We start from the raw sequence: 25,025 nt of genomic DNA, 5'->3' as shown, positions 1-25,025 counted from the left end.
GGCACGCGGATTTCCTACGGTCGCTACATGAGGGCGGCGATCGTCGAAGCAAGCGCGCGTTCCTAGCATCGCCGGGCCCTTTCGCCATGGAGGCTCGCGATGCAGCACGCCCACCGCCGCCAGCGCGGTTTCACCCTCGTCGAACTCGTCGTCACGCTCGCGATCGTCGCCGTGCTCGCGACGATCGCGCTGCCTGCGTTCGGCAAGCTGATCGGCCGCACGCGCGCCCAGGTCGCGCGCAGCGACCTCGAGTACTCGCTGAACCACGCGCGCCTCGCCGCGGTCAGCCGCGGCCTGCACGTGGTCGCGTGCCCGAGCAGCGATTTCGACGACTGCGCCGCGACCACCCGCTGGCACTCGGGCTGGCTGCTGTTCGCCGATATCGACCACGACGGCCATCGAGGCGCCGACGAACCGGTGATCGCGACCAACCAGGCGCGCGACGCCGGTGTCGGCATCCTCGCGACGGTCGGCCGCCTGCGCATCGACTACCGGCCGGACGGCAGCGCGTCCGGCACGAACGTCACGCTGACCGTCTGCGACCGCGCCGCCGGCGCGACGGACGCATCGACGATCGTGGTCGGCCCGAGCGGGCGCGTGCGCCACGGCCAAGCGACGCCGGAGGCGACGGCGACCTGCATGGCCGCGGCGCAGTGACGTGCGCGAAGGCGTACCGGACGGCGCCGACACGACACGGAGGAGCGGCACCCGGAAAAAAGAAAGGCCTGCATCGCTGCAGGCCTTCGCGTGACTGGCGCCCGAAGTTGGACTCGAACCAACGACCCCCTGATTAACAGTCAAGTGCTCTAACCAGCTGAGCTATTCGGGCGAGCCGCGTATTCTGGGTTCTCCCTCCGCGATCGTCAAGCCTCCGGGTCGCGCGGACGCGCATCCGGGCGGTCGTCGCGCGGCGCGTCGCCGGCCGGCGCGACCGGCAGCCGCCAGCCGCGGCGGATCGCCGCCATGCGCAGGCCGAAGCACAGCAGGGCTCCGCCGCACATCGTCGCCGTGGTCGGCCAGGCGAGCCATTCGCCGGTCACGACGACCAGCGCGCCGGCGAGCGCCGCGACCGCGTACAGCTCCGCGCGCAGCACCAGCGGCACTTCGCGCAGGAGGACGTCGCGGACGATGCCGCCGCCAATGCCCGACAGCATGCCGAGCAACGCGGCCATCGGCGGTTCGAGGCCGTGCTCGAGCGCCTTGTTCGCGCCGACCACGGCGAACATCGCGAGGCCGGCTGCGTCGAACAGGCGCACGGGATTCTTCAGGCGCTCGATCGACGGCGCCCAGCGGAACGTGACGAGGCCGGCGAGCACCGACACGCCGAGGTAGCGCCAGTCGCGGATCGACGCCGGCGGCACCGCGCCGATGAGCACGTCGCGCAGGATGCCGCCCGAGTTCGCCGCGACGAACGCCAGCACGAGCACGCCGAACAGGTCGAGGCGCCGGCGCACCGCGGCGGTCGCGCCGCTCAGCGCGAACACGAACGTGCCGGCGAGATCGAGCAGCAGCACGAGCAGTTTCAGGGTCACGCGGATGCCTCGTGGGGCGACGAACGCACGCACTCTAGCGCGCGGCCGCGCATCGGTGCGCGGCGCGACGCCGCGGCTGCGACGAAGCGACCGCCCGAAAAAGCGTGATGCACGACAGCGGTGTCGTTACAATGCGGCTGTTTTGCCTGCCGGAATCACCCATGCCCGCCGATATCAAGTACAAGCGCATCCTCCTCAAGCTGTCCGGCGAAGCACTGATGGGCGAAGCCGACTACGGCATCGACCCGAAGGTGCTGCAGCGGCTCGCGCGCGAGATCATCGAGGTGCAGCGCGCCGGCGTGCAGGTCGGCGTGGTCATCGGCGGCGGCAACATCTTCCGCGGCGCCGGCCTCGCCGCGAGCGGCATGGACCGCGTCACCGGCGACCACATGGGCATGCTCGCGACCGTGATGAACGCACTCGCGATGCAGGACGCGATCGAGAAGGCGGGCGGCTACGCGCGCACGATGTCGGCGATCAAGATCAACGAAGTCTGCGAGGACTTCATCCGCCGACGCGCGATCCGCCACCTCGAGAAGGGCCGCATCGCGATCTTCGCGGCCGGCACCGGCAACCCGTTCTTCACCACCGACTCCGCCGCCGCGCTGCGCGCGATCGAGATCGGCGCCGACCTGCTGCTGAAGGCGACCAAGGTCGACGGCGTGTACAGCGCCGACCCGGCCAAGGACCCGACCGCGACGCGCTACGAACGCCTTTCCTACGAGGAAGTGATCCAGCGCAACCTGCAGGTGATGGACACCAGTGCGATCGCGCTCTGCCGCGACCACCGCATCCCGCTGCGCATCTACGACATGTCGCGCGAAGGCGACCTCATGCGCATCATGCGCGGCGAGCCGATCGGCACGCTGGTCGGCGGGCGCTGACCCGCGACCGCGGCGCGCGACGCCGATTCGGCTCGGCGCCCGTTTGCGTCGCCGCGGCGCAAAACCAACGTCCGGCACGCAACCTCCCGGCCCTCCCGCCGCATCTTGAAGATGAAGGCGCACGTCGCCTTCGCCGCCCGAACGGACCCGGACATCCCTGTTCCACGGGCCAGCCACGGACCGGCCTGCCTGCGGCAAGCTTTGAGGAGCAAGCCATGAAGACCCTGCATGCCATCGTCGTCGCGACGATCGCCGCGGGCGCGTGCGATAGCGCCCTCGCCGGCAATTCCCAGCGCCAGCTCGAAGCGGTCACCGTGCAGTCGCAACAGGTCGACTGCACGCCGCCCTCGTCGTCCGCGCTGTGTTCCGCCCTGCATGCGCAGATCCGCCTGCATTTCAGCCCTCGCGAGATCGGCATGCTGTTCGGCGCGCGCACGTCGTACCCGGAGACATCGACCACCTACGATCGCGTGAACCTGCGCTACGCCTCGCTGGTGCGCGAGGTCGCGGCGAACTTCCGCGGCGCCGACGCGATTGCCGCCCGCTGAGCATCGCCGGCCCCGTCCCGCGGCGCGGGACGGGGCCGCGCGCGACGACGCAGCTCGAACCACGCGCATCCCGCGTGACGTGCCGATGGTGCACTGCCGCGCGCGGTTCCTGTGCGCGCGCCGCGGCCGCGCGCCGCCCGCTGCTATACTCGCCGGCCACTCGCAACGGAAACGGTGGCCGCGCCATGCTCGACAACATCAAGAAGGACGCGCAGACGCGCATGCAGAAGAGCGTGGACGCGCTCAAGCACGAGCTGCAGCGCCTGCGTACCGGGCGTGCCAGCACCGCGCTCATCGAGCCGCTGAAGGTTTCCTACTACGGTACGGACACGCCGATCACCCAGGTCGCCAACGTCGCGATCGCTGACGCGCGCTCGATCACCATCACGCCGTTCGAGAAGAACATGGTCGGCGCGGTCGAGAAGGCGATCCTCGCCTCCGACCTCGGCCTCACCCCGACCACGGTCGGCCAGGTCATCCGCATCAACCTGCCGCCGCTCACCGAGGAACGCCGCAAGGAACTGTCCAAGCACGTCGCGCACGAGGGCGAGAACGCGAAGGTCGCCGTGCGCAACGTGCGCCGCGACGCGCTGCACCAGGCGAAGGAACTGCTCAAGGACAAGAAGATCAGCGAGGACGACGAGCGCCGCGCCGAGGAAGAGATCCAGAAGTACACGGACAAGTACGTCAAGGACGTCGACGGCGTGGTCAAGGCGAAGGAAGAGGAATTGATGGCCATGTAAGTCGACGTCGTCGCGCTGCGCGCGACGATCGCTCCCCGGGGAGTGGTGGGGCACGGTGCCGCGAAACGCCGCATCGGTGCCGCACGCGACGCGCGGTCACGCACTGCAGCAGCCCGCGGCACGCGCCGCGCCTACAATGTGACGCATGGATTCCGATTCCCGACCGCGCCTGCCGCGCCACATCGCGATCGTCATGGACGGCAACGGCCGCTGGGCCGAGCGCCGCCACCGGCCCCGCAGCTTCGGCCACCGCGAGGGCCAGAAGGCGGTGCGCGCCGCGATCGAGTACTGCCGCCGCAAGGGCGTCGAGGCGCTCACGCTGTTCGCGTTCTCGAGCGAGAACTGGAAGCGTCCCGACGAGGAAGTCGGCGCGCTCATGCAGCTGTTCCTCGACGCGCTCGATCGCGAAGTGGACGAGCTGCACCGCAACGGCGTGCACATAACGTTCGTCGGCGACCTCGGCGCGTTCGCGCCCGAGCTCGCCGCGCGCATGCAGGACGCGATGCGGCGCACCGCGGCGAACACCGCGCTCAGCCTCAACGTCGCGGTCAACTACGGCGGCCGCTGGGACATCGTGCAGGCGGCGCGCACGCTCGCGCAGTCCGCCGCGCGCGGCGAACTCGAGCCGGCCGCGATCGACGAGACGCTGTTCGGGCGGCACGTCTGCCTCGACGGCCAGCCGCCGGTCGATCTGTTCATCCGCACCGGCGGCGAAGTGCGCGTGAGCAACTTCCTGCTCTGGCAGATCGCCTACGCCGAACTGTATTTCACCGAAGCGCTGTGGCCCGACGTCGACGCGGACGTGCTCGACGCGGCACTCGCCGAGTTCGCGCGGCGCGAGCGCCGCTACGGCCTCACCTCCGCGCAGATGCGCGCGGTGAGCTGAGGACGCGCATGCTCAAGCAACGCACGCTGACCGCCCTCGTCCTCGCACCGCTCGCGATCGCGATGATCCTGTTGCTGCCGACCGCGGGCTTCGCGCTCGTGATCGCGGCGATCTCGCTGCAGGCGCTGTGGGAATGGACACGCCTCGCCGGCGTGACCTCGATCGCCGTGCGCGCCGCGGTCATCGCCGCGAACACCGCGTTGCTCGGCCTGCTTTGGCTCCTGCGCGCGACACCGTTCGCGTGGTACGCGATCGGTGCAGGCGTCGCCTGGTGGCTGCTGTCGCTGCTCTGGTTGCGCCATTTCTCCTACGCGGCCGCGCCGACGCGCGAGAACGCGCTGTTGAAGCTGCTCGCGGCGGAACTCGCCGTGCTGCCGGCATGGCTCGGGTTCGTCCAGCTCCACGGCAGCGCCGACCACGGGCGCTACTGGGCGCTGCTCGTCATCATCCTGGTCTGGTCCGCGGACACCGGCGCCTATTTCGCCGGCAAGCGCTGGGGCACGACCAAGCTCGCGCCGCGGATCAGCCCGAACAAGACGCGCGCGGGCGCCTACGGCGCGCTCGTCCTCGCCGGCCTCGTCGCGCTGGCGGGCGGCTGGATGCTCGGCGAACGCGATGCGATGCTGCTCGCCCTGCTCGCGCTCGCGCTGCTGACCGTGCTCGCCTCGATCCTCGGCGACCTCATCGAGAGCCTGCTCAAGCGCCAGGCCAACGTGAAGGATTCGGGCACCCTGTTCCCCGGCCACGGCGGCCTGCTCGACCGCGTCGACAGCGTGTTCTCGGCGGTACCGGTGTTCGTCGCCGGCAAGGCCGTGCTCGACCTCCTGCTCGCCCCATGAAAACGCTCGCGGTGCTCGGCGCGACCGGCTCGATCGGTGCGAGCGCGCTCGACGTCGTCGCGCGCCATCCGGACAAGTACCGCGTCGGCGTGCTCGCAGCGCATCGCAGCGTCGACGCGCTGGCCGATCTCTGCGCGCGCTTCCACCCCGCCCTCGCGGTGATCGCCGATCCCGCCTGCGAGCGCGACCTGCGCGAGCGCCTGCGCGAGCGCGGCGTCGCCAGCCGCGTCGAAGCGGGCGCGCAGGCGCTCGTCGAGGCCGCGGCCGGCGCGCATTGCGACACCGTGGTCGCGGCGATCGTCGGCGCCGCCGGGCTCGAATCGACGCTCGCCGCGGCGCGCGCGGGCAAGCGCCTGCTGCTCGCGAACAAGGAAGCGGTCGTGATGGCCGGCGGCCTGCTGGCGACCGCGTTGCGCGACGGCGGCGGCAGCCTGCTGCCGCTCGACTCCGAGCACAACGCGGTGTTCCAGTGCCTGCCGCGCGAAGACGCCGACCTCGACGCGGTCGGCGTGAAGCGCATCCTGCTGACCGCGTCGGGCGGTCCGTTCCGCGGGCGCAGCGCGGCCGAGCTCGCGGCGATCACGCCGGAGCAGGCCTGCGCGCATCCGAACTGGCGCATGGGACGCAAGATCTCGGTCGATTCGGCCACGCTCATGAACAAGGGCCTCGAGGTGATCGAGGCGCACCACCTGTTCCGCGCGCCGGCCGAGCGCATCGACGTCGTCGTCCATCCGCAGAGCATCGTCCACTCGCTGGTCGAATATGCCGACGGCTCCGTGCTCGCCCAGCTCGGCAATCCCGACATGCGCACCGCGATCGCCTACGCGCTCGCATGGCCGGAGCGCATCGACGCCGGGGTCGGCGCGCTCGACCTCGTGAAGATCGCCCGGCTCGATTTCGAGGCGCCCGACCTCGCCACGTTCCGCTGCCTCGCGCTCGCCTACCGCGCGCTCGCGGCCGGCGGCGCGGCGACGATCGTGCTGAACGCGGCGAACGAGGAGGCGGTCGCCGCGTTCCTCGACGGCCGCCTGCCGTTCCTCGCAATCGCCGAAACGATCGAACGCTGTCTCGCCGACGCCCCCGGCGGGACGCCGGGTGACCTGGCGGCGATCCTTGACGCCGATTTAACTGCGCGTCGGCATGCCCAACGTATGATCGCGGCCCTGTCCGCCTAACCCGCAGAACGTATCCCCATGAGTCATGTCCTCGGTCCGGTGTGGTGGCTGATCGTCACCCTCGGCCTGCTGATCACCTTCCACGAATACGGCCACTTCATCGTCGCGCGCCGCCTTGGCGTGAAGGTGCTGAAGTTCTCGGTCGGCTTCGGCCCGGCGCTGTGGTCGCGCTTCGACCGCCACGGCACCCAGTTCGTGATCGCGGCGATCCCGCTCGGCGGCTACGTGAAGATGCTCGATACGCGCGAGGTCGAGGGCGCCGTCGGCCCGACCGGCCTCGCCGGCGCGTTCGACCGCAAATCGGTCGGCGCGCGCATGGCGATCACGGCGGCAGGGCCGGTGTTCAATCTCGTCTTCACGATCGCCGCGTTCTGGCTCATGTTCGTGATCGGCAAGCCGGACTTCCAGCCGCTGATCGGCACGGTCGACCACGTCGCGGCCGCTTCGGGCTTCCAGGTCGGCGACCGCATGACCGCGATCGGCGAGCGCACGATCGACACCTGGACGGACGCATCGATCGAACTGCTCAAGGCCGGCATCGACCGCCGCGACGTCGCGGTCGACGTCGTCGACGCATCCGGCGCGGCACGCCGGCGCACGCTCGCGTTGTCGAAGCTGCCCGCCGGCGCGGATGAGCGCCAGTTGTCCACCGAGATCGGCCTCGCGCCGCCGACGCAGCCGATCCCGCCGGTGATCGGCGAAGTACCCGCCGACGGCGCGGCCGCCAAGGCCGGCCTTGCTGCCGGCGACCGCATCGTTTCGATCGCCGGCGAGCCGATCAAGGACTGGCGTGACGTGCCGGATGCGATCCAGAAGCATGCGGCGTCCGACCACCAGCTCGACGTCTCGGTCGAGCGCGACGGCCACGCCCGGTCGTTCGCGGTCACGCCGAAGCAGGGCGATCCCGACCCGACAGCCGCCGACGCCAAACCGCGCTGGCTGATCGGTATCGGCGTGCAGCCGGTCGAACCGCATTACGATGCGACCCTGCGCTACGGCCCGCTGGCGGCACTCGGCAAGTCGTTCTCGGAAACCTGGCACCAGACCCGCGACACCCTCGGCCTGCTCGGCCGCATGGTGACCGGTCAGGCGTCGGTCAAGAACCTGGGCGGGGTCATTTCGATCGCCCAGGCGGCCGACAGCTCAGCCAGGGGCGGCCTCGGCTGGTTCCTGAATTTCCTTGCGATCATCTCGCTCAGCCTGGCCATCCTGAACCTCCTGCCGATCCCGATCTTGGACGGCGGCGGCCTGCTGTATTACCTTATCGAATCAATAAAGGGCAGCCCGCTCAGTGACCGCGTGCAGATCGCCGGCCAGTATGTCGGGCTGGTCCTGCTCGTCGGCCTGATGGGTCTGGCGCTGTACAACGATATCCTGCGGAACGTGTCCTGACCCGCGGGCCTGCCCCATAACGAAACCAAGGCCCGCGACTGCGCCCGTCGCGGGCTCGACGACGCCCTGACGGAAGTGACGATGAAGCGTACAGCCGCCCTGCTCCTGCTTGCCTTTTTCGCCGCGAATGCGTCGGCAGCCGACACCTTCACGATCTCCGACATCCGCATCGACGGCCTGTCGCGCATCGCCCCGGGTACGGTGTTCACCTACCTGCCGGTCGAGAAGGGCGACGCGCTGACGCCCGAGCGCGCGAACCAGGCGATCCGCGCGCTGTACAAGACCGGCTTCTTCAACGACGTGCAGCTGTCGCGCCAGGGCGACATCCTCGTCGTCACCGTGAAGGAGCGCCCGCAGATCACCAAGATCGTGATCCGCGGCAACAAGGACATCCAGGAAGCCGACCTGCTCAAGGGCCTGAAGGGCATCGGCCTCGCCGAAGGCGAGGCGTTCGACCCGCTCAAGCTCGCCGAGGTGCAGGACGAGCTGACCCGCCAGTACTACAACCGCGGCAAGTACAACGTCTCGGTCAAGACCTCCAAGGTCAACCTCGACCGCAACCGCGTCGAAGTCGCGATCAACGTCGCCGAAGGCAAGGCAGCCAAGATCAAGCACCTCAACGTGGTCGGCAACACCGTCTTCACCGACAAGCAGATCGAGGACGATTTCGAGTCGAACACGTCCAACTGGACGTCCTGGTACACCAAGGACGACCAGTATTCGCGCGAGAAGCTGTCGGGCGACCTCGAGAAGCTGCAGTCCTACTACATGGACCGCGGCTACGCCGACTTCAGCGTCGAGTCGACCCAGGTCAGCATCAGTCCCGACAAGCGCAAGATGTACGTCACCGCCAACATCAAGGAAGGCGAGGTGTACACGGTCAACGACATCAAGCTGACCGGCGCGCTGATCCTCAAGGAGGAAGACCTGCGCAGGATGCTGCAGATCAAGACCGGCGAAGTGTTCTCGCGCGCGAAGGTCGAACGCTCGGTCGACGCGATCACGTCGGCGCTGTCGAACATCGGCTACGCGTTCGCCGACGTGCAGCCGATCCCGAACATCGACAAGGACAAGCGCGAGGTCGGCCTCAACTTCTTCGTCAACCCGGGCAAGCGCGTCTACGTGCGCCAGGTGGTGTTCAAGGGCAACCAGCACACCGAGGACGAGGTGCTGCGCCGCGAGATGCGCCAGCTCGAAGGCTCGTGGTACTCGCAGGCGGCGATCGACCGCTCGAAGATCCGCCTGCAACGCCTCGGCTTCTTCAGCAAGGTCGAGATCGACACGCCGAAGGTGCCCGGCACCGACGACCAGGTCGACGTCACCGTGACGGTCGAGGAGCAGAACTCCGGCCAGTTCACCTTCGGCCTCGGCTACTCGCAGGTGCAGGGCCTGATCGCCAGCGTCGGCGTCACCCAGAACAACTTCTTCGGCACCGGCGACCGCGTCTCGGTCAACGCGCAGAAGAGCAGCTTCATCGAGCGCTACCAGCTGTCCTACTTCGAGCCGTACCTCACCGACGAGGGCATCGGCATCGGCTACGACATCCAGCACACCAAGCTGGACGCGAGCGAGAACAACCTCGCGAGCTACCTGACCAGCACCGACGCGTTCGACATCTACCTCGGCATTCCGATCAGCGAATCCGACACGATCAACGCGCAGATGGGCCTGAGCAAGACCGGCGTCGACACGCTGACGTTCTACACGCCGCAGGCGATCATCGACTACATCGACAACCTCGGCCACCGCACGTTCCACACCTGGAACATGCAGTGGTCGTGGGCGCACGACACTCGCAACCGCTTCTGGAACCCGACCCGCGGTTCGCTGCAGTCGGTGTCGCTGGAACTGACCCTGCCCGGCTCGACCGTGCAGTACTACAAGTTCAACTACCGCTTCGCGCAGTACCTGCGCATGACCGACAGCCTGACCTTCTTCGGCCATTTCGGCGTGGGCTACGGCGACACGTACAAGGACCCGCAGAGCGTGCTGTCGCCGGACCATCCGCGCTACCGCGCCGACATCTCGGGCTTGCCGTTCTTCGAGAATTTCTACGCCGGCGGCGTCACCGACGTGCGTGGTTTCCGCGACAACACGCTCGGCCCGTTCGCCGTGCTGAGCCCGACGACCTGCCCGCCGACCGACAAGAACTGCCGCCTGCCGCTCGGTGGCGCGCTCAAGTTCGTCGCCTCGGCCGAAATCATCTTCCCGACGCCGTTCGTGAAGGAGAACAGCGACGCGACGCGACTGTCCGCGTTCGTCGACGTCGGCAACGTGTTCCAGAACAAGCTGTGCGCATTGCCGGAATGCCGCGTCTACAAGAGCTGGAGCGCGGACCAGTTGCGCGCTTCGGCCGGCCTGTCGTTCACCTGGCGCGCGCCGGTCGGTCCGATCGTCATCAACATCGCCCGCCCGATCCGCAAGAAGCCCGGCGACGACACCGAGACGATCCAGTTCACCTTCGGCAACACGTTCTGAGATCGCACGGACGGCGTCGACAGCGAGGAGACGCGCGTGAGGCAGCCAGCACAACCAGCGAGACGGATGCTCGCGCTGCTGCTCGTGCCGGTGCTCGCGTTCGCGGGCGCCGCCTCGGCGCAAGCGCCCGTCCCGACCCGCATCGGTTACGTCGACATGAAGCGACTGCTCGACAACGCACCCCAGGTCGTCGCCGGCCGGCGCAAGCTCGAGCGTGAATTCGCCACGCGCGACACCGCGCTCAAGGCGGACGAACAGCGCCTCGCCGAACTGCACCGGAAGCAGGCGACGCTGGCCAAGGACGAGGCGGACGCGTTGCAGCGCGAGATCGACGCGCTCGACCGCTCGATCAAGCGCAATCGCGAAGCGCTGCGTGCCGAGCTGAAGACGCGCAGCGACCAGGAACTCGACCAGAGCTGGCGCGAGATCAACGAAGCCGTGGTCGAGTTCGCGCGCGATCAGGGCTACGACCTCATCGTGCCGAGCCCGGTCGTCTACGCCAGCCCGCGCGTCGACATCACCGACCGCATCCTCGAGCGCCTGCGCCGCGACGGCGGCAAGAGCGCGACGCCGTGACGCGCGCGTTGCACACGCTCGGCGCGATCGCCGAGCGCTTCGGCCTCGAGTTGCGCGGCGATCCCGCGCTCGACGTCGACGGCGTCGACACGCTCGCCCAGGCCGGCCCGACGCGGATCGCCTTCCTCGCCAACCCGCGTTATCGCGCCCAGCTCGCCGGCGCCGGCGCGGCCGCGGTCGTGTTGCGCGCGGCCGACGCGGACGCCTGCCCGCGGGCATGCCTGGTCGCGCCCGACCCGTACGTCGCGTTCGCGAAGATCGCGGCGCTGTTCGAGCGCGGACCGGCGGCGGATCCCGGCGTGCACCCGAGCGCGATCGTCGCATCGACCGCACGCGTCGAGGTCGGCGCGTCGATCGGCCCGTGCTGCGTCGTCGAGGACGGTGCCGTCGTCGAGGCGGGTGCCGTGCTCGGGCCGCATTGCGTGGTCGGGCGCGACTGCCGCGTCGGTGCGCATTCGCGCCTCGTCGCGCGCGTGACGCTCGTGCAGGACGTGCGCCTGGGCAAGCGCGTGCTGGTCCATCCGGGCGCCGTGCTCGGCGCCGACGGCTTCGGCATCGCGTTCGAACACGACCACTGGATCAAGGTGCCCCAGCTCGGTGGCGTCGTCGTCGGCGACGACTGCGAGATCGGCGCCAACACGACCATCGACCGCGGCGCGCTCGGCGACACCGTGCTCGAGGAAGACGTGCGCCTCGACAACCAGATCCAGATCGCCCACAACGTGCGCATCGGCGCGCACAGCGCGCTCGCCGGCTGCGCGGCCGTCGCCGGCAGCGCGACGATCGGCCGTTACTGCCTGATCGGTGGCGGTGCTGGCATACTCGGCCACCTGAGCCTGGCCGACCGCGTCACCGTGACCGCGATGAGCCTGGTCACCCATTCGATCCGCGAGCCCGGCGAATACTCGTCCGGCACGCCGATCCAGCCGAACCGGCAATGGCGCCGCAACGCGGCGCGCTTCAAGCACCTGGACGAAATCGCGCGACGCGTCGGTGCCGCGCACAAGGAACCCGAGTCATGAACATGCCCCCCGCCCCGATCACGCTGCCGCTCGGCGTCGAACAGATCGCCGCGATGCTGCCGCACCGCTATCCGTTCCTGCTGCTCGACCGCGTGCTCGCGTTCGAACACGGCACGCGCGTCACGGCGCTGAAGAACCTCACGTTCAACGAGCCGTTCTTCCAGGGCCACTTCCCCGGCCACCCGGTCATGCCGGGCGTGCTCATCATCGAGGCGATGGCGCAGGCCGCGGGCATGCTGGTCAAGCTGTCGGCGCAGCACAACGTGGACGTGCCGTCGATCTTCTACCTGGTCAAGGTCGACAAGGCGCGCTTCAACCGCACCGTCGTGCCGGGCGACCAGTTGCGCCTCGAAGTCGAGCACAAGCGGCGCATGCGCAACATGAGCCAGTTCTGGGGTCGCGCCCTCGTCGACGACGTGGTCGTCGCCGAAGCCGAGATGCTCTGCGCCGAGGTCGCCGCCGGATGATCCATCCGACCGCGATCGTCGATCCCGCCGCGAGCATCGGCGACGGCGTCGCGATCGGCGCCTACAGCATCGTCGGCGCGGGCGTGGAGATCGGCGACGGCACCTCGGTCGGCCCGCACGTGGTGATCGAAGGCCGCACGCGCATCGGCCGCGACAACCGCATCTTCCAGTTCGCCTCGATCGGCGCCGCGCCGCAGGACAAGAAGTTCGGCGGCGAGGAGTCCGAGCTCGTCATCGGCGACCGCAACCACATCCGCGAGTTCGTCACGATGCACCGCGGCACCGCGGGCGGCGGCGGCGTCACGCGCGTCGGCGACGACAACTGGTTCCTCGCCTACAGCCACGTCGCGCACGACTGCCGCGTCGGCAACCACTGCGTGTTCTCCAACAACGCGACGATCGCAGGCCATGTCGAGGTCGGCGACCACGTCATCGCCAGCGGCTTCGTCGGCGTGCACCAGTTCTGCCGCATCGGCGCGCACGCGTTCATCGGCATGGGCGTGCTGCTCAGCGGCGACGTACCGCCGTTCCTCATGGTCGCCGCCGACGCCGACACTCAAGGCCGACCGCGCGGCATCAACAGCGAAGGCCTCAAGCGCCGCGGCTTCGACGCCGAGCGCATCGCCGCGATCAAGCGCGCCTACCGCACGATCTATGTCGGCGGCGCATCGCTGGCCGAGGCGCGCGGGAAGCTCGCCGAGCAGGCTCGGGACAGCGCCGACGTCGCGCAAATGCTCGCCTTCATCGACGGCAGCGAGCGGGCGCTCGCGCGGTGAGCGGTGCGCCGCGGCGCTTCGTGCTCGTCGCCGGCGAGGCCTCCGGCGACCTGCTCGGCACCGGGCTCATCGAGGCGCTGCGCGAACGCTTCCCCGACGCGCAATTCGCCGGCATCGGCGGCGCGCGCATGATCGCGGCGGGGCTCGAATCGTGGCATCCGCTCGAACGGCTGTCGGTGATGGGCCTGATCGAAGTGCTGCGCCACCTGCCCGGCCTGCTGGCGATCCGCCGCGACGTGCTGCGGCGCACGCTCGCCTGGCGGCCGGACGCGTTCGTCGGCATCGATGCACCCGACTTCAACCTCGGCCTCGAGCGCAAGCTCAAGCGCGCCGGCGTGCGCACCGTGCACTACGTGAGCCCGTCGGTCTGGGCCTGGCGCGAGCAGCGCGCGCAGAAGATCGGCCGCAGCGCCGACCGCGTGCTCTGCCTGTTCCCGATGGAACCGTCGATCTACGCGCGCCACGGCGTCGACGCGCGCTTCGTCGGCCACCCGCTCGCCGACGCGATGCCGCTCGAGCCCGACCGCGGCGCCGCGCGCGCGGCGCTCGGGCTGGCGCCCGATGCGCCCGTGCTCGCGCTGCTGCCGGGCAGCCGTCTCGGCGAGATCGCGCGCCTCGGCCGCGACTTCATCGAGACGGCGCGCCTGCTCGCGCGCGACGTGCCGGGCCTGCAGGTCGTCGCGCCGATGGCGAACCCGGCGTGTCGCGCCGCGTTCGCCGCCCTGCTCGCGCACGCACCTGCCGACGCGGCGGCGCTCGTGCGGACGATCGACGGCCGCGCGCACGACGCCATGGTCGCGGCGGACGCGATCCTGCTCGCCTCGGGCACGGCGACGCTCGAAGCGATGCTCGCCAAGCGGCCGATGGTCGTCGCCTATCGCATCGCGCCGCTCACCTATCGCATCGTCAGGGGCCTCGGCCTGCTCAAGGTCGACCGCTACGCGCTGCCGAACGTGCTCGCCGGGCGCGACATCGCGCCGGAGTTCATGCAGGACGCCTGCACGCCGCCGGCGCTGGCCGGCGCGTTGCGGCCGCACCTCGCACGGCGCACGGACGATCCGACCCTGCTCGACGAATACCGCCGCCTGCACCTCGCGCTGCGCCGCGACGCGAGCCGCAGCGCCGCGGTGGCGATCGCCGAATGCGTTGCGGGCTGACGCGTTGCGCTGCGGATTGACGCCGCTGGCGTGCATGCGCAGGATGCCGCGCATGCCTTTCGCTGCCGCATGACGACCGATCCCCCGCCCCGCCGCACGCGATGGCTGCGCGCGTTCGCGCTCGCCGCGTTCGCCGCGCTCGTCGTGTTCGGCCCGCTCGCCGAGAACACGCTCGACGAGAAGGTGTTCGCGTCCGCGCTGGTCCTGCTCGGACTGCTCGCCGCCGCCTTCGCGAGCGCGCGCGTCGCGTTCGCGCTGCTGCTGGTGTCGCTGCTGTTCGGTGCGGTCGAGGTCGCCGGCCGCCTGAAGTTCCTCTACCTGCAGACGCCCGTGCTCGCGCCGGACCTGCAGTACTTCGTCAACAGCGGCACGATCGAGGTCATCACCCACTATCCGCTGCTGCTCGGCGTCAGCCTCGCAGCGATCGTGCTGATCCCGCTGCTGCTCGTGCTGGCGTTCGCGGGCGAGCGCCCCGCGCTGTTCGTCGCGCGCCCGCGCGCGCAGCGCGCCGCCGCGCGCGTGGCCGGATCGCTCGCCGCGTGCGGGCTGCTCGTCGTCTGCGTCGACCCGCACGGTCCGTTCAACGGCGTGTTCGACAAGCCGATGTGGATCGCGATCAACGACAAGAGCTTCATCACCGATTTCTTCACCTCGTTCAACGACACGGTCATCAACGAGCCGGTCAGCCCGCCCGACGTCGACCGCAGCATCAACTGGAAGCTGACGCGGCCGATGCAGGCGCCGCCGAAGCTGCCCGACGTCGTGCTCATGCTCGAGGAGAGCACGTTCGATCCGCGCATCCTCAAGCTGTGCACGATCCCGCAGTGCCACCGCCGCATGTTCGATCCCGACAAGCTCACGCGCGCGCACGGCCCGATGACCGTGCACACGTTCGGCGGCGGCACGTGGACCAGCGAATTCTCCGCGCTCACCGGGCTCGCCCACACGCTGTTCGGCAACGCCGGCCTGTACGCGCCGTACAACCTCGCGCCGCGCGTGGCCTACACCCTGCCGCACGTGTTCAAGCGCGCCGGCTACCGCGCGATCGCCCTCTACCCGATGAGCGGCGACTTCCTCAACGCGCGCAACGCCTACGACTACTACGGCTTCGACGCGTTCTACGACGGCACGCAGTACGGCCTCGGCTGGACCAGCCACGACGCCGACCTGCTCAAGGTGTTCGAGCGCGTGTACGCCGACGAGAAGCGCGTGCACCCGGACACGCCGCTGTTCGTGTTCATGCTGACCCTGCACCAGCACGGCCCGCACATGACGCCGCTCGCCGAGCTGCCCGCGCCGTACGACAAGCCGCTGTTCCCGGGCAAGTTCAAGCCGAAGGCGCTCGACGACTGGCTCAACATGAACCTCGGCAACTACCTCGAACGCCTCGAGCAGTCCGACGCGATGCTCGCCGACCTCGAGAAGTTCCTGCTCGACGGCGACCACCCGGCAGTGCTCGCGCACTTCGGCGACCACCAGCCTTCGTTCGACGGTGCGATCAACGAGATCCCGAAGAACGTGCCGAAGGAGGCGGGTCCGATCGCGCACTGGGTCACCTACTACATGATCAAGTCGAACTTCCCGGTGCGACAGCGCTACGATTACCCGGTGCTCGACATCTCGTTCCTCGGTTCGCTCGTGCTCGACGTCGCGGGCGTGCCGAAGGACGAGTACTACCAGGCCAACACCTTGCTGCGCGAACGCTGCAAGGGGCGCTACCTCGACTGCAAGGACACGAAGGTGGTCGCGTCGTACCACGACTACATCTTCGCCACGCTCGGCGAGCTGCACGAATGAGCGCGCTGCGAGTCCGGCGCATCGCCGGCGTCGACGAGGCGGGGCGCGGGCCGCTCGCCGGCCCGGTCGTGGTCGCCGCGGTGATCCTCGATCCGCGCCGGCCGATCGACGGGCTCGCCGACTCGAAGGTGCTCAGCGAAGCGCAACGCGACGAACTCGCGCCGCTGATCCGCGCCCATGCGCTCGCCTGGTCGGTCGTCGCGGTGGACATCGACGAGATCGAGCGCTTGAACATCCTCGGCGCCACCCTGATCGGCATGGAGCGCGCGCTGCGCGCCCTGCAGACCGCGCCCGTGCTCGCCCTCATCGACGGCAACCGCCTGCCGAAGAACCTGCCGTGCCGCGCGCGCGCGATCGTCGACGGCGACGCGACCGAACCCGCGATCGGCGCCGCGTCGATCCTCGCCAAGACCGAGCGCGACCGCATCATGCGCGAACTCGACGACGCCCATCCGGGCTACGGCTTCGCGCGCCACAAGGGTTACTCGACCCCCGAGCACCTCGTCGCGCTCGAGCGCCTCGGCCCGTGCGCGATCCATCGGCGCGGCTTCGAGCCAGTACGCCGCCTGCTCGAACCGGAGCTGTTCTGAGCCTGCCGCGGCGCACGCGAAGCTGAACAGCCCCGCCGTCGCGACCACCCGCGAGCGAAAGGAGTATCCTTGTGCACCGACGGGAGAATGCTCCGCATGCCGCGTGGCCGCGGCTGGAAGGGTTAAGAGAATGAAGTCCATCCGTTCGATGGTCCGCTGCTCGATGGTCCGCTGCGTCCTCGGCGCCGCCTGCGGAGTCGGCGTCGCCGCGGGCGAAGCCAGTGCTCAGACGTGCGGCTCGCCGCTGACGATGGCGCCGGACAGCATCGTCGAAACGACCAGCTGCAGCGGGCAGCCGTTCGCCGGCGGCGGCGTTTCCGGTCCCGGCGCGGTGCTCGACTTCACGCTCGACCACCCCAGTTCAGTCACGTTCGGCGTCGCGGCCAACCTGTTCAGTCCGTCGGTCTGCGTCGTCAATGCGGGCGACTGCGCCACCAGTGCCTGCATCGCGTCCGGCGAAGCCGGCGCGCCCGTGGCGCTGGACGCCCTGCCCGAAGGATCGTACTGGGTCATCGTCACCGCTTCGCCGTTCGATGCTCCCGGCGCCTGCGGCGCGTTCGAGCTCATGAACGACACGCAGGCCGCGGACACGATCCTCGCGAACGGCTTCGACTGAGGCGAACCACTGCGCTCCGCCCGAAAGCGGAGCGGCCGCCCCTTCCGAAACCTTTTCGCAGCCGCGGTGTCTACGCGTGCGACGCTACAATTGCGTGAACCGTCCGTTACACGATGGCGGCCGCGAAAAGGATTTCCATGGTGTTCGACAAGACGGCACGACGCGCAATCGCCCGCGTGCTCGGCTTCGGTGCGTTCGCGCTGATCGTCTTTCGCATCTGCGGCAGCGAGGCGGACCTCGCCGCGCGCCTCTACTGCATCTCGCTCATGCTCGCCTTCGCCGCCTTCGTCGCGGTGGCGAGCGGCCGCGTCGCGTTCGGCTTCCTCGTCGCCGCCGCGACCGCCGGCACGATCTGGCTGGTCAGCACGCTCAAGCTCGCCTACCTGCACGAGCCGCTGTTCGCGCCGGACGTGCGCTACCTCGGCCGCACGCTGTTCAGCGAGGTCATCGAGCACTACCCCGCGATGCTGCGCAAGTGCATCGCGGCGCTCGTGCTCGTGCCGCTCGGCGCGCTCGCGTTGTGGCGGCTGGAATCGCCCGGCCTGTGGCACGGCCGGCGCCGGCGTGCACGCAGCCTGTCCGCGTTCGCCGCGCTGTCCGGACTGCTCGCGCTGTCCTGGCCGCAGGGTCCGTTCGCCCGGGTGTACGCGGTACCGGCGTGGGACTTCCTCGAGCAGGGCCGGCGCAACCCGGTCACGACGTTCCTGCGCTCGATCGGTCGCATGCGCGTGACGCTGCCGCCGCAGGACGGCGACGCCACCGCCTACGACTGGGGCGGCGGCGACGCGCAGGCGCCGGTGAAACAGCGACCGGACCTCGTCGCCGTGCTCGAGGAAAGTACGCTCGACCCGCGTTCATGGGCCGACTGCACGAGCCCGCGCTGCCGCTTCGACCTGTTCGGTGCGGACGCCTACACGCGCGCGCACGGACTGCTGCGCGTGCACACCTACGGCGGCGGCACCTGGACCAGCGAATTCGCGTTCCTCGCCGGCCTGCCGCACACGTTGTTCGGCCCGGCCGGGCTGTACGCACCGTACAACCTCGCGCCGCGCCTGCGCGAAAGCCTGCCGCGCCGGCTCAAGGCGCTCGGCTACCGCACCGTCGCGGTATATCCGATGCCACGCCGCTTCGTGCGCGCGGCCGAGGCCTACGCGGAATACGGCTTCGACGAATTCCACGACGCGCACGAACTCGGCATCGAGTGGGAAACGACCGACCTCCAGCTCGTCGACAAGATCGAGGAGATCCACCGGCGCCTGCGCGCCGAGGACGATCGGCCGCTGTTCCTCATGGTGCTCACGATGCGCCAGCACGGCCCGCACGACAAACCGCTCGACGCGTTGCCGCCGCCGTGGAACGAGGCCCCCGCGCCGCGCCTCGACGCGCGCGCGAACCGCAACATCGGCACCTACCTGTACCGCCTGCAGCAGTCCGAGCAGGCGCTCGCGAGGCTGCGCGACTACCTGTTCGCCGCGGGGCGACCGGTCGTGCTCGCCCATTTCGGCGATCACCACCCGTCGTTCGACGGCATCGAGAGTTCGCTCGCGAGCGCACTGCCGCCCGAACTCGCCGACCGCGCCGGCACGCTCACCTACTACCGCATCGACAGCAACGTCGACGGCGTTGCGCCGGTGCAGCCGGGGCAACCGCTCGACATCGCCTATCTCGGCGGCCTCATGCTCGATGCCGCGGGACTGCCGCGCGGCGCGTACTTCGACGCGAACGCGCGCCTGCGCGAGCGCTGCGATGGCCGTTTCCAGGACTGCGCCGACAAGGACGTGCTGTCGTCGTTCTACGCGCGCGTGTTCGGGCGCCTCGGCGCGTTCGAGGAGTAGGCTCGCCGCCACGCCCGCGGCGCCGAACCTGGGGCGTTGTCAACCTTGCCGCGGACCGGGGCAGCGACTAGGCTGACCCGATCCCCGCGTCCGCTCCGCCCATGCCCCCCGGTTTCGTCCACCTGCACGTCCACAGCGAGTATTCGCTGACCGATTCGACGATCCGCGTCGGCGATCTCGTCGCGGCGTGCGCGCAGGCGGACATGCCCGCGGTCGCCCTCACCGACCAGAGCAACCTGTTCGCGCTGGTGAAGTTCTACAAGGCGGCCGAGGCTGCCGGCATCAAGCCGATCGCCGGCAGCGACCTCTGGCTCGCCGACCCCGAGGACCGTGGCCGGCCGCAGCGCGTGACCGTGCTGTGCCAGGACCGCGACGGCTACCTCAACCTGTCGCGCCTCGTCTCGCGCGCCTACGCGGAAAACCGCCACGGCGACCATGCGCTCGTCGAAGCGGGCTGGCTCGCGGAGGCAAATCGCGGATTGATCCTGCTCGCCGGCCAGGATAGCGACGTCGGCCGCCTGCTGCTCGCCGGTCGCGACGAAGCGGCGCGCGCGCGCGCGCACTGGTGGCGCACGCACTTCCCCGACCGCTGCTACCTCGAGGCGACGCGCGTGCAGCGCGCGCACGAGGACGCGTTCCTCGCCGGCGCGCTCGACCTCGCCTTGCGCTTCGACCTGCCGATGGTCGCGAGCAACGACGTGCGCTTCCTCGTGCGCGACGACTTCGAGGCGCACGAGGCGCGCGTGTGCATCCATGCCGGCCGCGTGCTGGCCGACCCGAAACGGCCGCGCGAGTACACGCCCGAGCAGTACCTGAAGTCGCCGCGCGAAATGGCGCACGCATTCGCCGACCTACCGGAGCTGCTCGAGAACACCGTCGAGCTCGCCCGGCGCTGCAACCTCGAACTCACGTTCGGCACCTACTTCCTGCCCGCGTTCCCGGTACCGGCCGAGCACACGCTCGACAGCTACATCCGTTCGCAGTCGCACGAAGGCCTCGAGCGCCGCCTCGCCGCGCAGCCGCAAGCGCCCGGCTTCACTCGCGACGACTACGTGCAGCGGCTCGATCGCGAGCTCGACGTGATCGTGCAGATGGGCTTTCCGGGCTACTTCCTCATCGTCGCCGACTTCATCAACTGGGCGAAGTCGAACGACATCCCGGTCGGCCCGGGGCGCGGCTCCGGCGCCGGCTCGCTGGTCGCCTACGCGCTCGGCATCACCGACCTCGACCCGCTGCGCTACGGCCTCTTGTTCGAGCGGTTCCTCAATCCCGAACGCGTGTCGATGCCGGACTTCGACGTCGACTTCTGCATGGACCGGCGCGACGAGGTGATCGACTACGTCGGCCGCAAGTACGGCCGCGACCGCGTCAGCCAGATCATCACCTACGGCACGATGGCGGCGAAGGCCGTACTGCGCGACACCGGCCGCGTGCTCGGCATGCCGTACGGCCAGGTCGACCGCATCGCCAAGCTGATCCCGAAGATGCCGCTCGACCTCACGCTCGAGGACGCGCTCGGCCGCTCGGAGAAGTCGCGCAAGGAACCCGACCGCGTCGTGTCGGAATTCCGCGGCCTGTACGAGACCGACGAGGACGCGCGCGAACTGGTCGACCTCGCGCTCAAGCTCGAGGACCTCACGCGCAACGCGGGCAAGCACGCCGGCGGCGTCGTCATCGCGCCGGGTCCGCTGCACGAATACGCGCCACTCTATTCCGAAGGCGGCGACGGCGTCGTCACGCAGTACGACAAGGACGACGTCGAAGCCGTCGGCCTCGTCAAGTTCGACTTCCTCGGCCTGCGCACGCTCACGATCATCGATTGGGCGATGAAGGCGATCAACGCACGGCGCGCGAGCGCGGGCGAGGCGCCGCTCGACATCGCGACGATCCCGCTCGACGACCCGGCCGTGTTCGCACTGCTGAGGAAGGCGCAGACGGTCGCGATCTTCCAGTTCGAATCACGCGGCATGCAGGGCGCGCTGAAGGACGCCAAACCCGACCGCTTCGAGGACATCATCGCGCTCGGCGCGCTGTACCGCCCGGGCCCGATGGACCTGATCCCGAGCTACTGCGCGCGCAAGCTCGGCCGCGAGCCGATCGAGTATCCCGATCCGCGCGTCGAGCCGGTCCTGAAAGAGACCTACGGCATCATGGTCTACCAGGAACAGGTCATGCAGATGGCGCAGATCGTCGGAGGCTATACCTTCGGCGGCGCTGACCTGTTGCGCCGCGCGATGGGCAAGAAGAAGGCCGAGGAGATGGCCAAGCACCGCGCGATCTTCCGCGAAGGCGCGGCCGCGAACGGCGTCGCCGAATCGAAGGCGGACGCCGTGTTCGACCTGATGGAGAAGTTCGCCGGCTACGGCTTCAACAAGTCGCACGCGGCCGCGTACGCGCTCGTGTCGTACCAGACCGCGTGGCTGAAGGCGCACTACCCGGCCGAGTTCATGGCCGCGGTGCTGTCGTCGGACATGGACAACACCGACAAGGTCGTCAATTTCCTCGGCGAGGCGCGCGCGCTCGGGCTCGAAGTGCTGCCGCCGGCGATCAACGCGTCGAACTACATGTTCGAGGCGACCGACGCGAAGACGATCCGCTACGGCCTCGGTGCGGTCAAGGGCGTCGGTCGCGGCGCGGTCGAGAACGTCGTCGACGCACGCCGCCGCGGCGCGTACGCGGACATCGCCGACCTCTGCGCGCGCGTCGATCCGGCCCGGCTCAACAAGCGCGTCTACGAAGCGCTGATCCTGTCGGGCTCGCTCGACGCGCTGGCGAAGAACCGCGCCAGCCTCGCCGCGCAACTGCCCGAGGCGATGCGCGCGGCCGAGCAGCAGGCGCGCAATGCCGAAGCAGGCCAGTTCGACATCTTCGGCGCGGCGACGACGGCGCAAGGCCCGACGCGGATCGCGCTCGTCGAAGTCGACGAATGGCCGGTCGCGCAGCGCCTCGCCGGCGAACGCGACACGCTCGGCCACTACCTCTCGGGTCATCCGACCGACGCCTGGCGCGAGCTGCTCGGTGCGGTCACGACCTGCGCGATCGGCGAGATCGACAAGCACCACAAACCGCCCGCGCGCGAAGGCCGCAGCCGCTTCGCCGACATGCAGGCGTTCACCCTCGCCGGCTCGGTCGTGTCGCTGCGCAAGCAGGGCGACAACCGCGCGTTCGTCACGGTCGAGGACGGCTCGGGCAAGTTCGAGGCGGTGCTCTACCGCGAAACGTGGATCGAGTTCGGCCCGCTGCTCACGCGCGACGCGATCCTCGTGTTCGAAGGCGGCCTGAGCATCGACGACTTTTCCGGCGGCTACCAGTTGCGCGTGCAGAACGTCGCCACGCTCGAGGCGGCGTGCGAGCGTCGCGCGCGCGTGCTGCGCCTGCGCCTCAACGGCGTCGACGGCGCGTTCGTCGCGCGCCTGCACGGCGCGCTCGCCGGCCATCGCGGCGGCCACACGCTCGTGCGCGTGAGCTACCGCAATGCGGCGGGCCAGGCCGAGATCGAACTCGGCAACGAATGGCGCGTGCGCGCGAACCCCGCACTGGCCGACGCGCTGCAGGCGCTCGACGGCGTGATCGCTGCGGAGATCGTGTTCGGCTGACGCGTCACGACCGGCCCGCTACGCCCAACGACGCATATCGAATGGGCCTTTGCGCCGATTCGCAGCCCAGCCTGCCTTCCTAGACTCGACCGGCGCCTCGTCACCCGACGAAGCCGATCTCTGGGGGATCGACATGTTGCAGAACCTGCCACGCAGCGCCTTCGCTGCCGCCTTGGGCATTGCCGCTTGCACGACCGTGCCCGCGCTCGCGGAAGACGCCCGCGATGCGCTCGCCGAGGGCGACGACGCCGAAGACCGCGACGATGCGCGTCGCAAGCGCCGACGCGACGCGACGGACGCATGGCACGGCGACACCGTCCGCGTCACCGCGAAAGGCACGGCCGCCGACGTACCCGACGCGCTCGCCACCGACGTCGTGCGCTGGGACGAGGCGATCGCGGCTCCGTCCGACGTGCAGGACCTCGTCACGCGCGTACCCGGCGTCGGCGCGACCGGGCAGAACGGCCTGTTCGAAACGTTCTCGATCCGCGGCAGCGGCGCGAACGGCATCCTGATCCTGCTCGGCGGCATGCCGCTGAGCGCGCAGCGCCGCGCCGGCGTGCCGATCGCCTTCGTCGAACCGGCCCTGCTCGGCGACATCCGCGTCACGCGTGGACCCGCGGTCGTCCACTACGGACCCGGCGCACTCGGTGGCGCGATCTCGATCGAACCGCGCTGGTTCGATGCCTCGTTCGTCGAAGCGGGCTACGCCAGCGCCGGCGACGAGGCGAACCTCGTCGCCGGGCTCGGCGCCGACGCGTTCTCGCTCGGCGTCGCGCGCCACCAGTCGGGCGACAGCCGATCGCCCGGCGACGTGCCGTTGAACACGAGTTACCGGCGTGAGAGCGCGAGCCTGCAGGTCCGCGGGCGCTTCGGCGCGTTCGACGTCGACGCGCTGCTGTTGCCGTCGCGCACGGAAGACATCGGCAAGTCGAACAGCCGCTATCCGACGCGCGATTCGACCTATCCCGAAGACAGCCACACGCTCGGCCGCGTGCGCGTGCGCCACGACGACGGCTTCGAGGCGAGCGCCTACGCGCACGACCAGTACCTCGGCACCTGGAACCGCCGCCCCGGCTCGCCCGACACGTTCGCCGGCGTCCGCAGCGTCGACGCCGGCACGACCGTGCAACAGACGTTCGAGGCCGGTGCATTCAGCCACGACGTCGGCATCGAATACTTGGGTCGCCGCGCCGTCACCGCGTACGACGCGTCGGGCTCGCTGCTCGAGCGGCGCTACAGCCTGCGCAACGCGAAGGAAGACGCCTGGTCGCTGTTCGCGTCGAGCGACTGGCGCGTGTCGGACGCGCTCGCGCTCGAATTCGGTGCGCGCCGCACGTCGATCGAACAGGAGCAACGCGGCGCGAGCGTCGACGATGCCGACCATGCCTTCACTGCGGGTGCGGCCTGGACGGTCGGCGGCGGCCACCGCATCACGTTCAACGCGTCGAGCGGCTACCGCTTCCCGACGCTCGAGGAGCGCTACTACAGCGGCGTCACCGCGCAGGGCGCGATCGTCGGCAATCCCGACCTCGTTTCGGAACGATCGCGCGGACTCGATCTCGGCTACGCCTGGCACGACGACGCCTGGAGCGTCGAGGCCCATGCGTGGCGCAACGTCGTCGACGGGTTGATCCAGCTCACCGACCTCGCGCCGGACGTGAACGGCTACGGCAACGTCGGCGAAGGCACCCTGCACGGCGCCGAGCTCGCGCTCGGCTGGATCGCGCCGGCGCCCGGGCTCGAGCTGCGCGCTTCGGCCGCGGTCGTGCGCGGCCACGACGAGACGGGCCGACCGCTGTACGGCATCCCGCCGGTCACCGCCGAACTGGAGGCGCGTTACGCGCGCGGCGACTGGAGCCTCGGCGCACGCTACGGCCATCGCTGGAAGATGGACCGTCCCGGCTTCGAGGAAGTCGCGCGCGACGCGGTCGACGTCGTCGACGCCGACCTGCGCTGGCGCCCGCGCGACGGACTCGCCCTGCAGTTCTACCTGCGCAACGCGTTCGACGAGGACTACTACGCGACCGCCGACGAACTGTCGACGTTCGCGCAGGAACGCTCGTTCGGCGTGAACGTCGTGTGGGCGCTGCACTGACGGCGCAGAATCGGCGCG

The 25,025-nt window shown here is 69.9% G+C and carries 21 protein-coding genes and 1 tRNA gene; 20 read left to right on the top strand and 2 right to left on the bottom strand.

Annotation, left to right across the window (positions count from 1 at the left end; genetic code table 11):
- The first annotated feature begins 99 nt into the window (after positions 1 to 99).
- On the top strand, positions 100 to 657 hold the full coding sequence (locus tag FHW12_RS17970) for a GspH/FimT family pseudopilin (protein ID WP_182532478.1): 558 nt from the start codon (positions 100 to 102) through the stop codon (positions 655 to 657).
- Positions 658 to 752: 95 nt separating this feature from the next.
- Here FHW12_RS17970 and FHW12_RS17965 read toward each other — a convergent pair.
- Positions 753 to 829: transfer RNA gene (locus tag FHW12_RS17965), tRNA-Asn, on the bottom strand.
- A gap of 34 nt (positions 830 to 863) precedes the next feature.
- Positions 864 to 1,526 (bottom strand): trimeric intracellular cation channel family protein, encoded by a 663-nt coding sequence (locus FHW12_RS17960; RefSeq protein WP_182532477.1) that lies wholly within the window; start codon positions 1,524 to 1,526, stop codon positions 864 to 866.
- 167 nt (positions 1,527 to 1,693) lie between these two features.
- On the opposite strand from FHW12_RS17960, the gene pyrH reads away from it, so the two are divergent.
- The 19 genes from pyrH to FHW12_RS17865 all read left to right on the top strand — a co-directional run bounded on the left by pyrH (position 1,694) and on the right by FHW12_RS17865 (position 25,007).
- A complete protein-coding gene (gene pyrH, locus FHW12_RS17955) occupies positions 1,694 to 2,416 on the top strand; it encodes a UMP kinase (RefSeq protein WP_182532424.1) in 723 nt (240 codons plus the stop codon).
- A gap of 215 nt (positions 2,417 to 2,631) precedes the next feature.
- Positions 2,632 to 2,964 carry a hypothetical protein gene (locus FHW12_RS17950; protein ID WP_182532423.1) on the top strand — a complete coding sequence of 111 codons (333 nt, stop codon included), beginning with the start codon at positions 2,632 to 2,634 and terminating at the stop codon, positions 2,962 to 2,964.
- A gap of 185 nt (positions 2,965 to 3,149) precedes the next feature.
- Complete coding sequence (gene frr, locus FHW12_RS17945; protein ID WP_182532422.1) at positions 3,150 to 3,707, top strand: ribosome recycling factor; 558 nt, start codon at positions 3,150 to 3,152, stop codon at positions 3,705 to 3,707.
- A gap of 145 nt (positions 3,708 to 3,852) precedes the next feature.
- Positions 3,853 to 4,593 (top strand): polyprenyl diphosphate synthase, encoded by a 741-nt coding sequence (uppS, locus tag FHW12_RS17940; RefSeq protein WP_182532421.1) that lies wholly within the window; start codon positions 3,853 to 3,855, stop codon positions 4,591 to 4,593.
- A gap of 8 nt (positions 4,594 to 4,601) precedes the next feature.
- Positions 4,602 to 5,432: a phosphatidate cytidylyltransferase gene (locus tag FHW12_RS17935; protein ID WP_182532420.1), complete on the top strand. Its 831-nt coding sequence runs from the start codon at positions 4,602 to 4,604 to the stop codon at positions 5,430 to 5,432.
- Positions 5,429 to 6,607: a 1-deoxy-D-xylulose-5-phosphate reductoisomerase gene (locus tag FHW12_RS17930; RefSeq protein WP_182532419.1), complete on the top strand. Its 1,179-nt coding sequence runs from the start codon at positions 5,429 to 5,431 to the stop codon at positions 6,605 to 6,607. The genes FHW12_RS17935 and FHW12_RS17930 overlap by 4 nt, the downstream gene beginning before the upstream one ends.
- An 18-nt stretch (positions 6,608 to 6,625) precedes the next feature.
- A complete protein-coding gene (gene rseP, locus FHW12_RS17925; RefSeq protein WP_182532418.1) occupies positions 6,626 to 7,999 on the top strand; it encodes an RIP metalloprotease RseP in 1,374 nt (457 codons plus the stop codon).
- Between the two features lie 81 nt (positions 8,000 to 8,080).
- On the top strand, positions 8,081 to 10,477 hold the full coding sequence (bamA, locus tag FHW12_RS17920; protein WP_182532417.1) for an outer membrane protein assembly factor BamA: 2,397 nt from the start codon (positions 8,081 to 8,083) through the stop codon (positions 10,475 to 10,477).
- Between the two features lie 66 nt (positions 10,478 to 10,543).
- Complete coding sequence (locus tag FHW12_RS17915; protein WP_182532416.1) at positions 10,544 to 11,053, top strand: OmpH family outer membrane protein; 510 nt, start codon at positions 10,544 to 10,546, stop codon at positions 11,051 to 11,053.
- Positions 11,050 to 12,075, top strand: coding sequence for a UDP-3-O-(3-hydroxymyristoyl)glucosamine N-acyltransferase (lpxD, locus tag FHW12_RS17910; protein ID WP_182532415.1), 1,026 nt, complete (start codon positions 11,050 to 11,052; stop codon positions 12,073 to 12,075). Before FHW12_RS17915 ends, lpxD begins: the two co-directional genes overlap by 4 nt.
- On the top strand, positions 12,072 to 12,542 hold the full coding sequence (fabZ, locus tag FHW12_RS17905; protein WP_182532414.1) for a 3-hydroxyacyl-ACP dehydratase FabZ: 471 nt from the start codon (positions 12,072 to 12,074) through the stop codon (positions 12,540 to 12,542). Before lpxD ends, fabZ begins: the two co-directional genes overlap by 4 nt.
- Complete coding sequence (gene lpxA / locus FHW12_RS17900; protein WP_182532413.1) at positions 12,539 to 13,318, top strand: acyl-ACP--UDP-N-acetylglucosamine O-acyltransferase; 780 nt, start codon at positions 12,539 to 12,541, stop codon at positions 13,316 to 13,318. The genes fabZ and lpxA overlap by 4 nt, the downstream gene beginning before the upstream one ends.
- Positions 13,315 to 14,475, top strand: coding sequence for a lipid-A-disaccharide synthase (gene lpxB, locus FHW12_RS17895; protein ID WP_182532412.1), 1,161 nt, complete (start codon positions 13,315 to 13,317; stop codon positions 14,473 to 14,475). The genes lpxA and lpxB overlap by 4 nt, the downstream gene beginning before the upstream one ends.
- Positions 14,476 to 14,544: 69 nt before the next feature.
- Positions 14,545 to 16,272, top strand: a complete 1,728-nt coding sequence (locus tag FHW12_RS17890; RefSeq protein WP_182532411.1) for a sulfatase-like hydrolase/transferase — start codon at positions 14,545 to 14,547, stop codon at positions 16,270 to 16,272.
- Entirely contained in the window at positions 16,269 to 16,862 is a 594-nt protein-coding gene (locus FHW12_RS17885) for a ribonuclease HII (RefSeq protein WP_182532410.1), read from the top strand. The genes FHW12_RS17890 and FHW12_RS17885 overlap by 4 nt, the downstream gene beginning before the upstream one ends.
- A 130-nt stretch (positions 16,863 to 16,992) precedes the next feature.
- Complete coding sequence (locus FHW12_RS17880; protein WP_182532409.1) at positions 16,993 to 17,478, top strand: hypothetical protein; 486 nt, start codon at positions 16,993 to 16,995, stop codon at positions 17,476 to 17,478.
- Between the two features lie 137 nt (positions 17,479 to 17,615).
- Positions 17,616 to 19,313 (top strand): sulfatase-like hydrolase/transferase, encoded by a 1,698-nt coding sequence (locus FHW12_RS17875; protein ID WP_182532408.1) that lies wholly within the window; start codon positions 17,616 to 17,618, stop codon positions 19,311 to 19,313.
- Between the two features lie 101 nt (positions 19,314 to 19,414).
- Positions 19,415 to 22,909: a DNA polymerase III subunit alpha gene (dnaE, locus tag FHW12_RS17870; RefSeq protein WP_182532407.1), complete on the top strand. Its 3,495-nt coding sequence runs from the start codon at positions 19,415 to 19,417 to the stop codon at positions 22,907 to 22,909.
- Between the two features lie 133 nt (positions 22,910 to 23,042).
- The gene (locus FHW12_RS17865; protein ID WP_182532406.1) at positions 23,043 to 25,007 is read left to right on the top strand and encodes a TonB-dependent receptor; all 1,965 of its coding nucleotides are present in this window, start codon (positions 23,043 to 23,045) and stop codon (positions 25,005 to 25,007) included.
- Positions 25,008 to 25,025: the final 18 nt, after the last annotated feature.

The organism is Dokdonella fugitiva (assembly GCF_014138265.1).
Lineage (GTDB): Bacteria > Pseudomonadota > Gammaproteobacteria > Xanthomonadales > Rhodanobacteraceae > Dokdonella_A > Dokdonella_A fugitiva_A.
The sequence above is the reverse complement of the archived record's forward strand: the minus strand, read 5'-3'. Positions and strand labels throughout refer to the sequence as shown.

Excerpts from the sequence above, each read along its gene's own strand:
- FHW12_RS17970 (WP_182532478.1), top strand. The coding sequence starts at position 100 with ATGCAGCACGCCCACCGCCGCCAGCGCGGTTTCACCCTCGTCGAACTC.
- pyrH (WP_182532424.1), top strand. The coding sequence starts at position 1,694 with ATGCCCGCCGATATCAAGTACAAGCGCATCCTCCTCAAGCTGTCCGGC.
- FHW12_RS17950 (WP_182532423.1), top strand. The coding sequence starts at position 2,632 with ATGAAGACCCTGCATGCCATCGTCGTCGCGACGATCGCCGCGGGCGCG.
- frr (WP_182532422.1), top strand. The coding sequence starts at position 3,150 with ATGCTCGACAACATCAAGAAGGACGCGCAGACGCGCATGCAGAAGAGC.
- uppS (WP_182532421.1), top strand. The coding sequence starts at position 3,853 with ATGGATTCCGATTCCCGACCGCGCCTGCCGCGCCACATCGCGATCGTC.
- FHW12_RS17935 (WP_182532420.1), top strand. The coding sequence starts at position 4,602 with ATGCTCAAGCAACGCACGCTGACCGCCCTCGTCCTCGCACCGCTCGCG.
- FHW12_RS17930 (WP_182532419.1), top strand. The coding sequence starts at position 5,429 with ATGAAAACGCTCGCGGTGCTCGGCGCGACCGGCTCGATCGGTGCGAGC.
- rseP (WP_182532418.1), top strand. The coding sequence starts at position 6,626 with ATGAGTCATGTCCTCGGTCCGGTGTGGTGGCTGATCGTCACCCTCGGC.
- bamA (WP_182532417.1), top strand. The coding sequence starts at position 8,081 with ATGAAGCGTACAGCCGCCCTGCTCCTGCTTGCCTTTTTCGCCGCGAAT.
- FHW12_RS17915 (WP_182532416.1), top strand. The coding sequence starts at position 10,544 with ATGCTCGCGCTGCTGCTCGTGCCGGTGCTCGCGTTCGCGGGCGCCGCC.
- fabZ (WP_182532414.1), top strand. The coding sequence starts at position 12,072 with ATGAACATGCCCCCCGCCCCGATCACGCTGCCGCTCGGCGTCGAACAG.
- lpxA (WP_182532413.1), top strand. The coding sequence starts at position 12,539 with ATGATCCATCCGACCGCGATCGTCGATCCCGCCGCGAGCATCGGCGAC.
- FHW12_RS17890 (WP_182532411.1), top strand. The coding sequence starts at position 14,545 with ATGACGACCGATCCCCCGCCCCGCCGCACGCGATGGCTGCGCGCGTTC.
- FHW12_RS17885 (WP_182532410.1), top strand. The coding sequence starts at position 16,269 with ATGAGCGCGCTGCGAGTCCGGCGCATCGCCGGCGTCGACGAGGCGGGG.
- FHW12_RS17880 (WP_182532409.1), top strand. The coding sequence starts at position 16,993 with ATGAAGTCCATCCGTTCGATGGTCCGCTGCTCGATGGTCCGCTGCGTC.
- FHW12_RS17875 (WP_182532408.1), top strand. The coding sequence starts at position 17,616 with ATGGTGTTCGACAAGACGGCACGACGCGCAATCGCCCGCGTGCTCGGC.
- dnaE (WP_182532407.1), top strand. The coding sequence starts at position 19,415 with ATGCCCCCCGGTTTCGTCCACCTGCACGTCCACAGCGAGTATTCGCTG.
- FHW12_RS17865 (WP_182532406.1), top strand. The coding sequence starts at position 23,043 with ATGTTGCAGAACCTGCCACGCAGCGCCTTCGCTGCCGCCTTGGGCATT.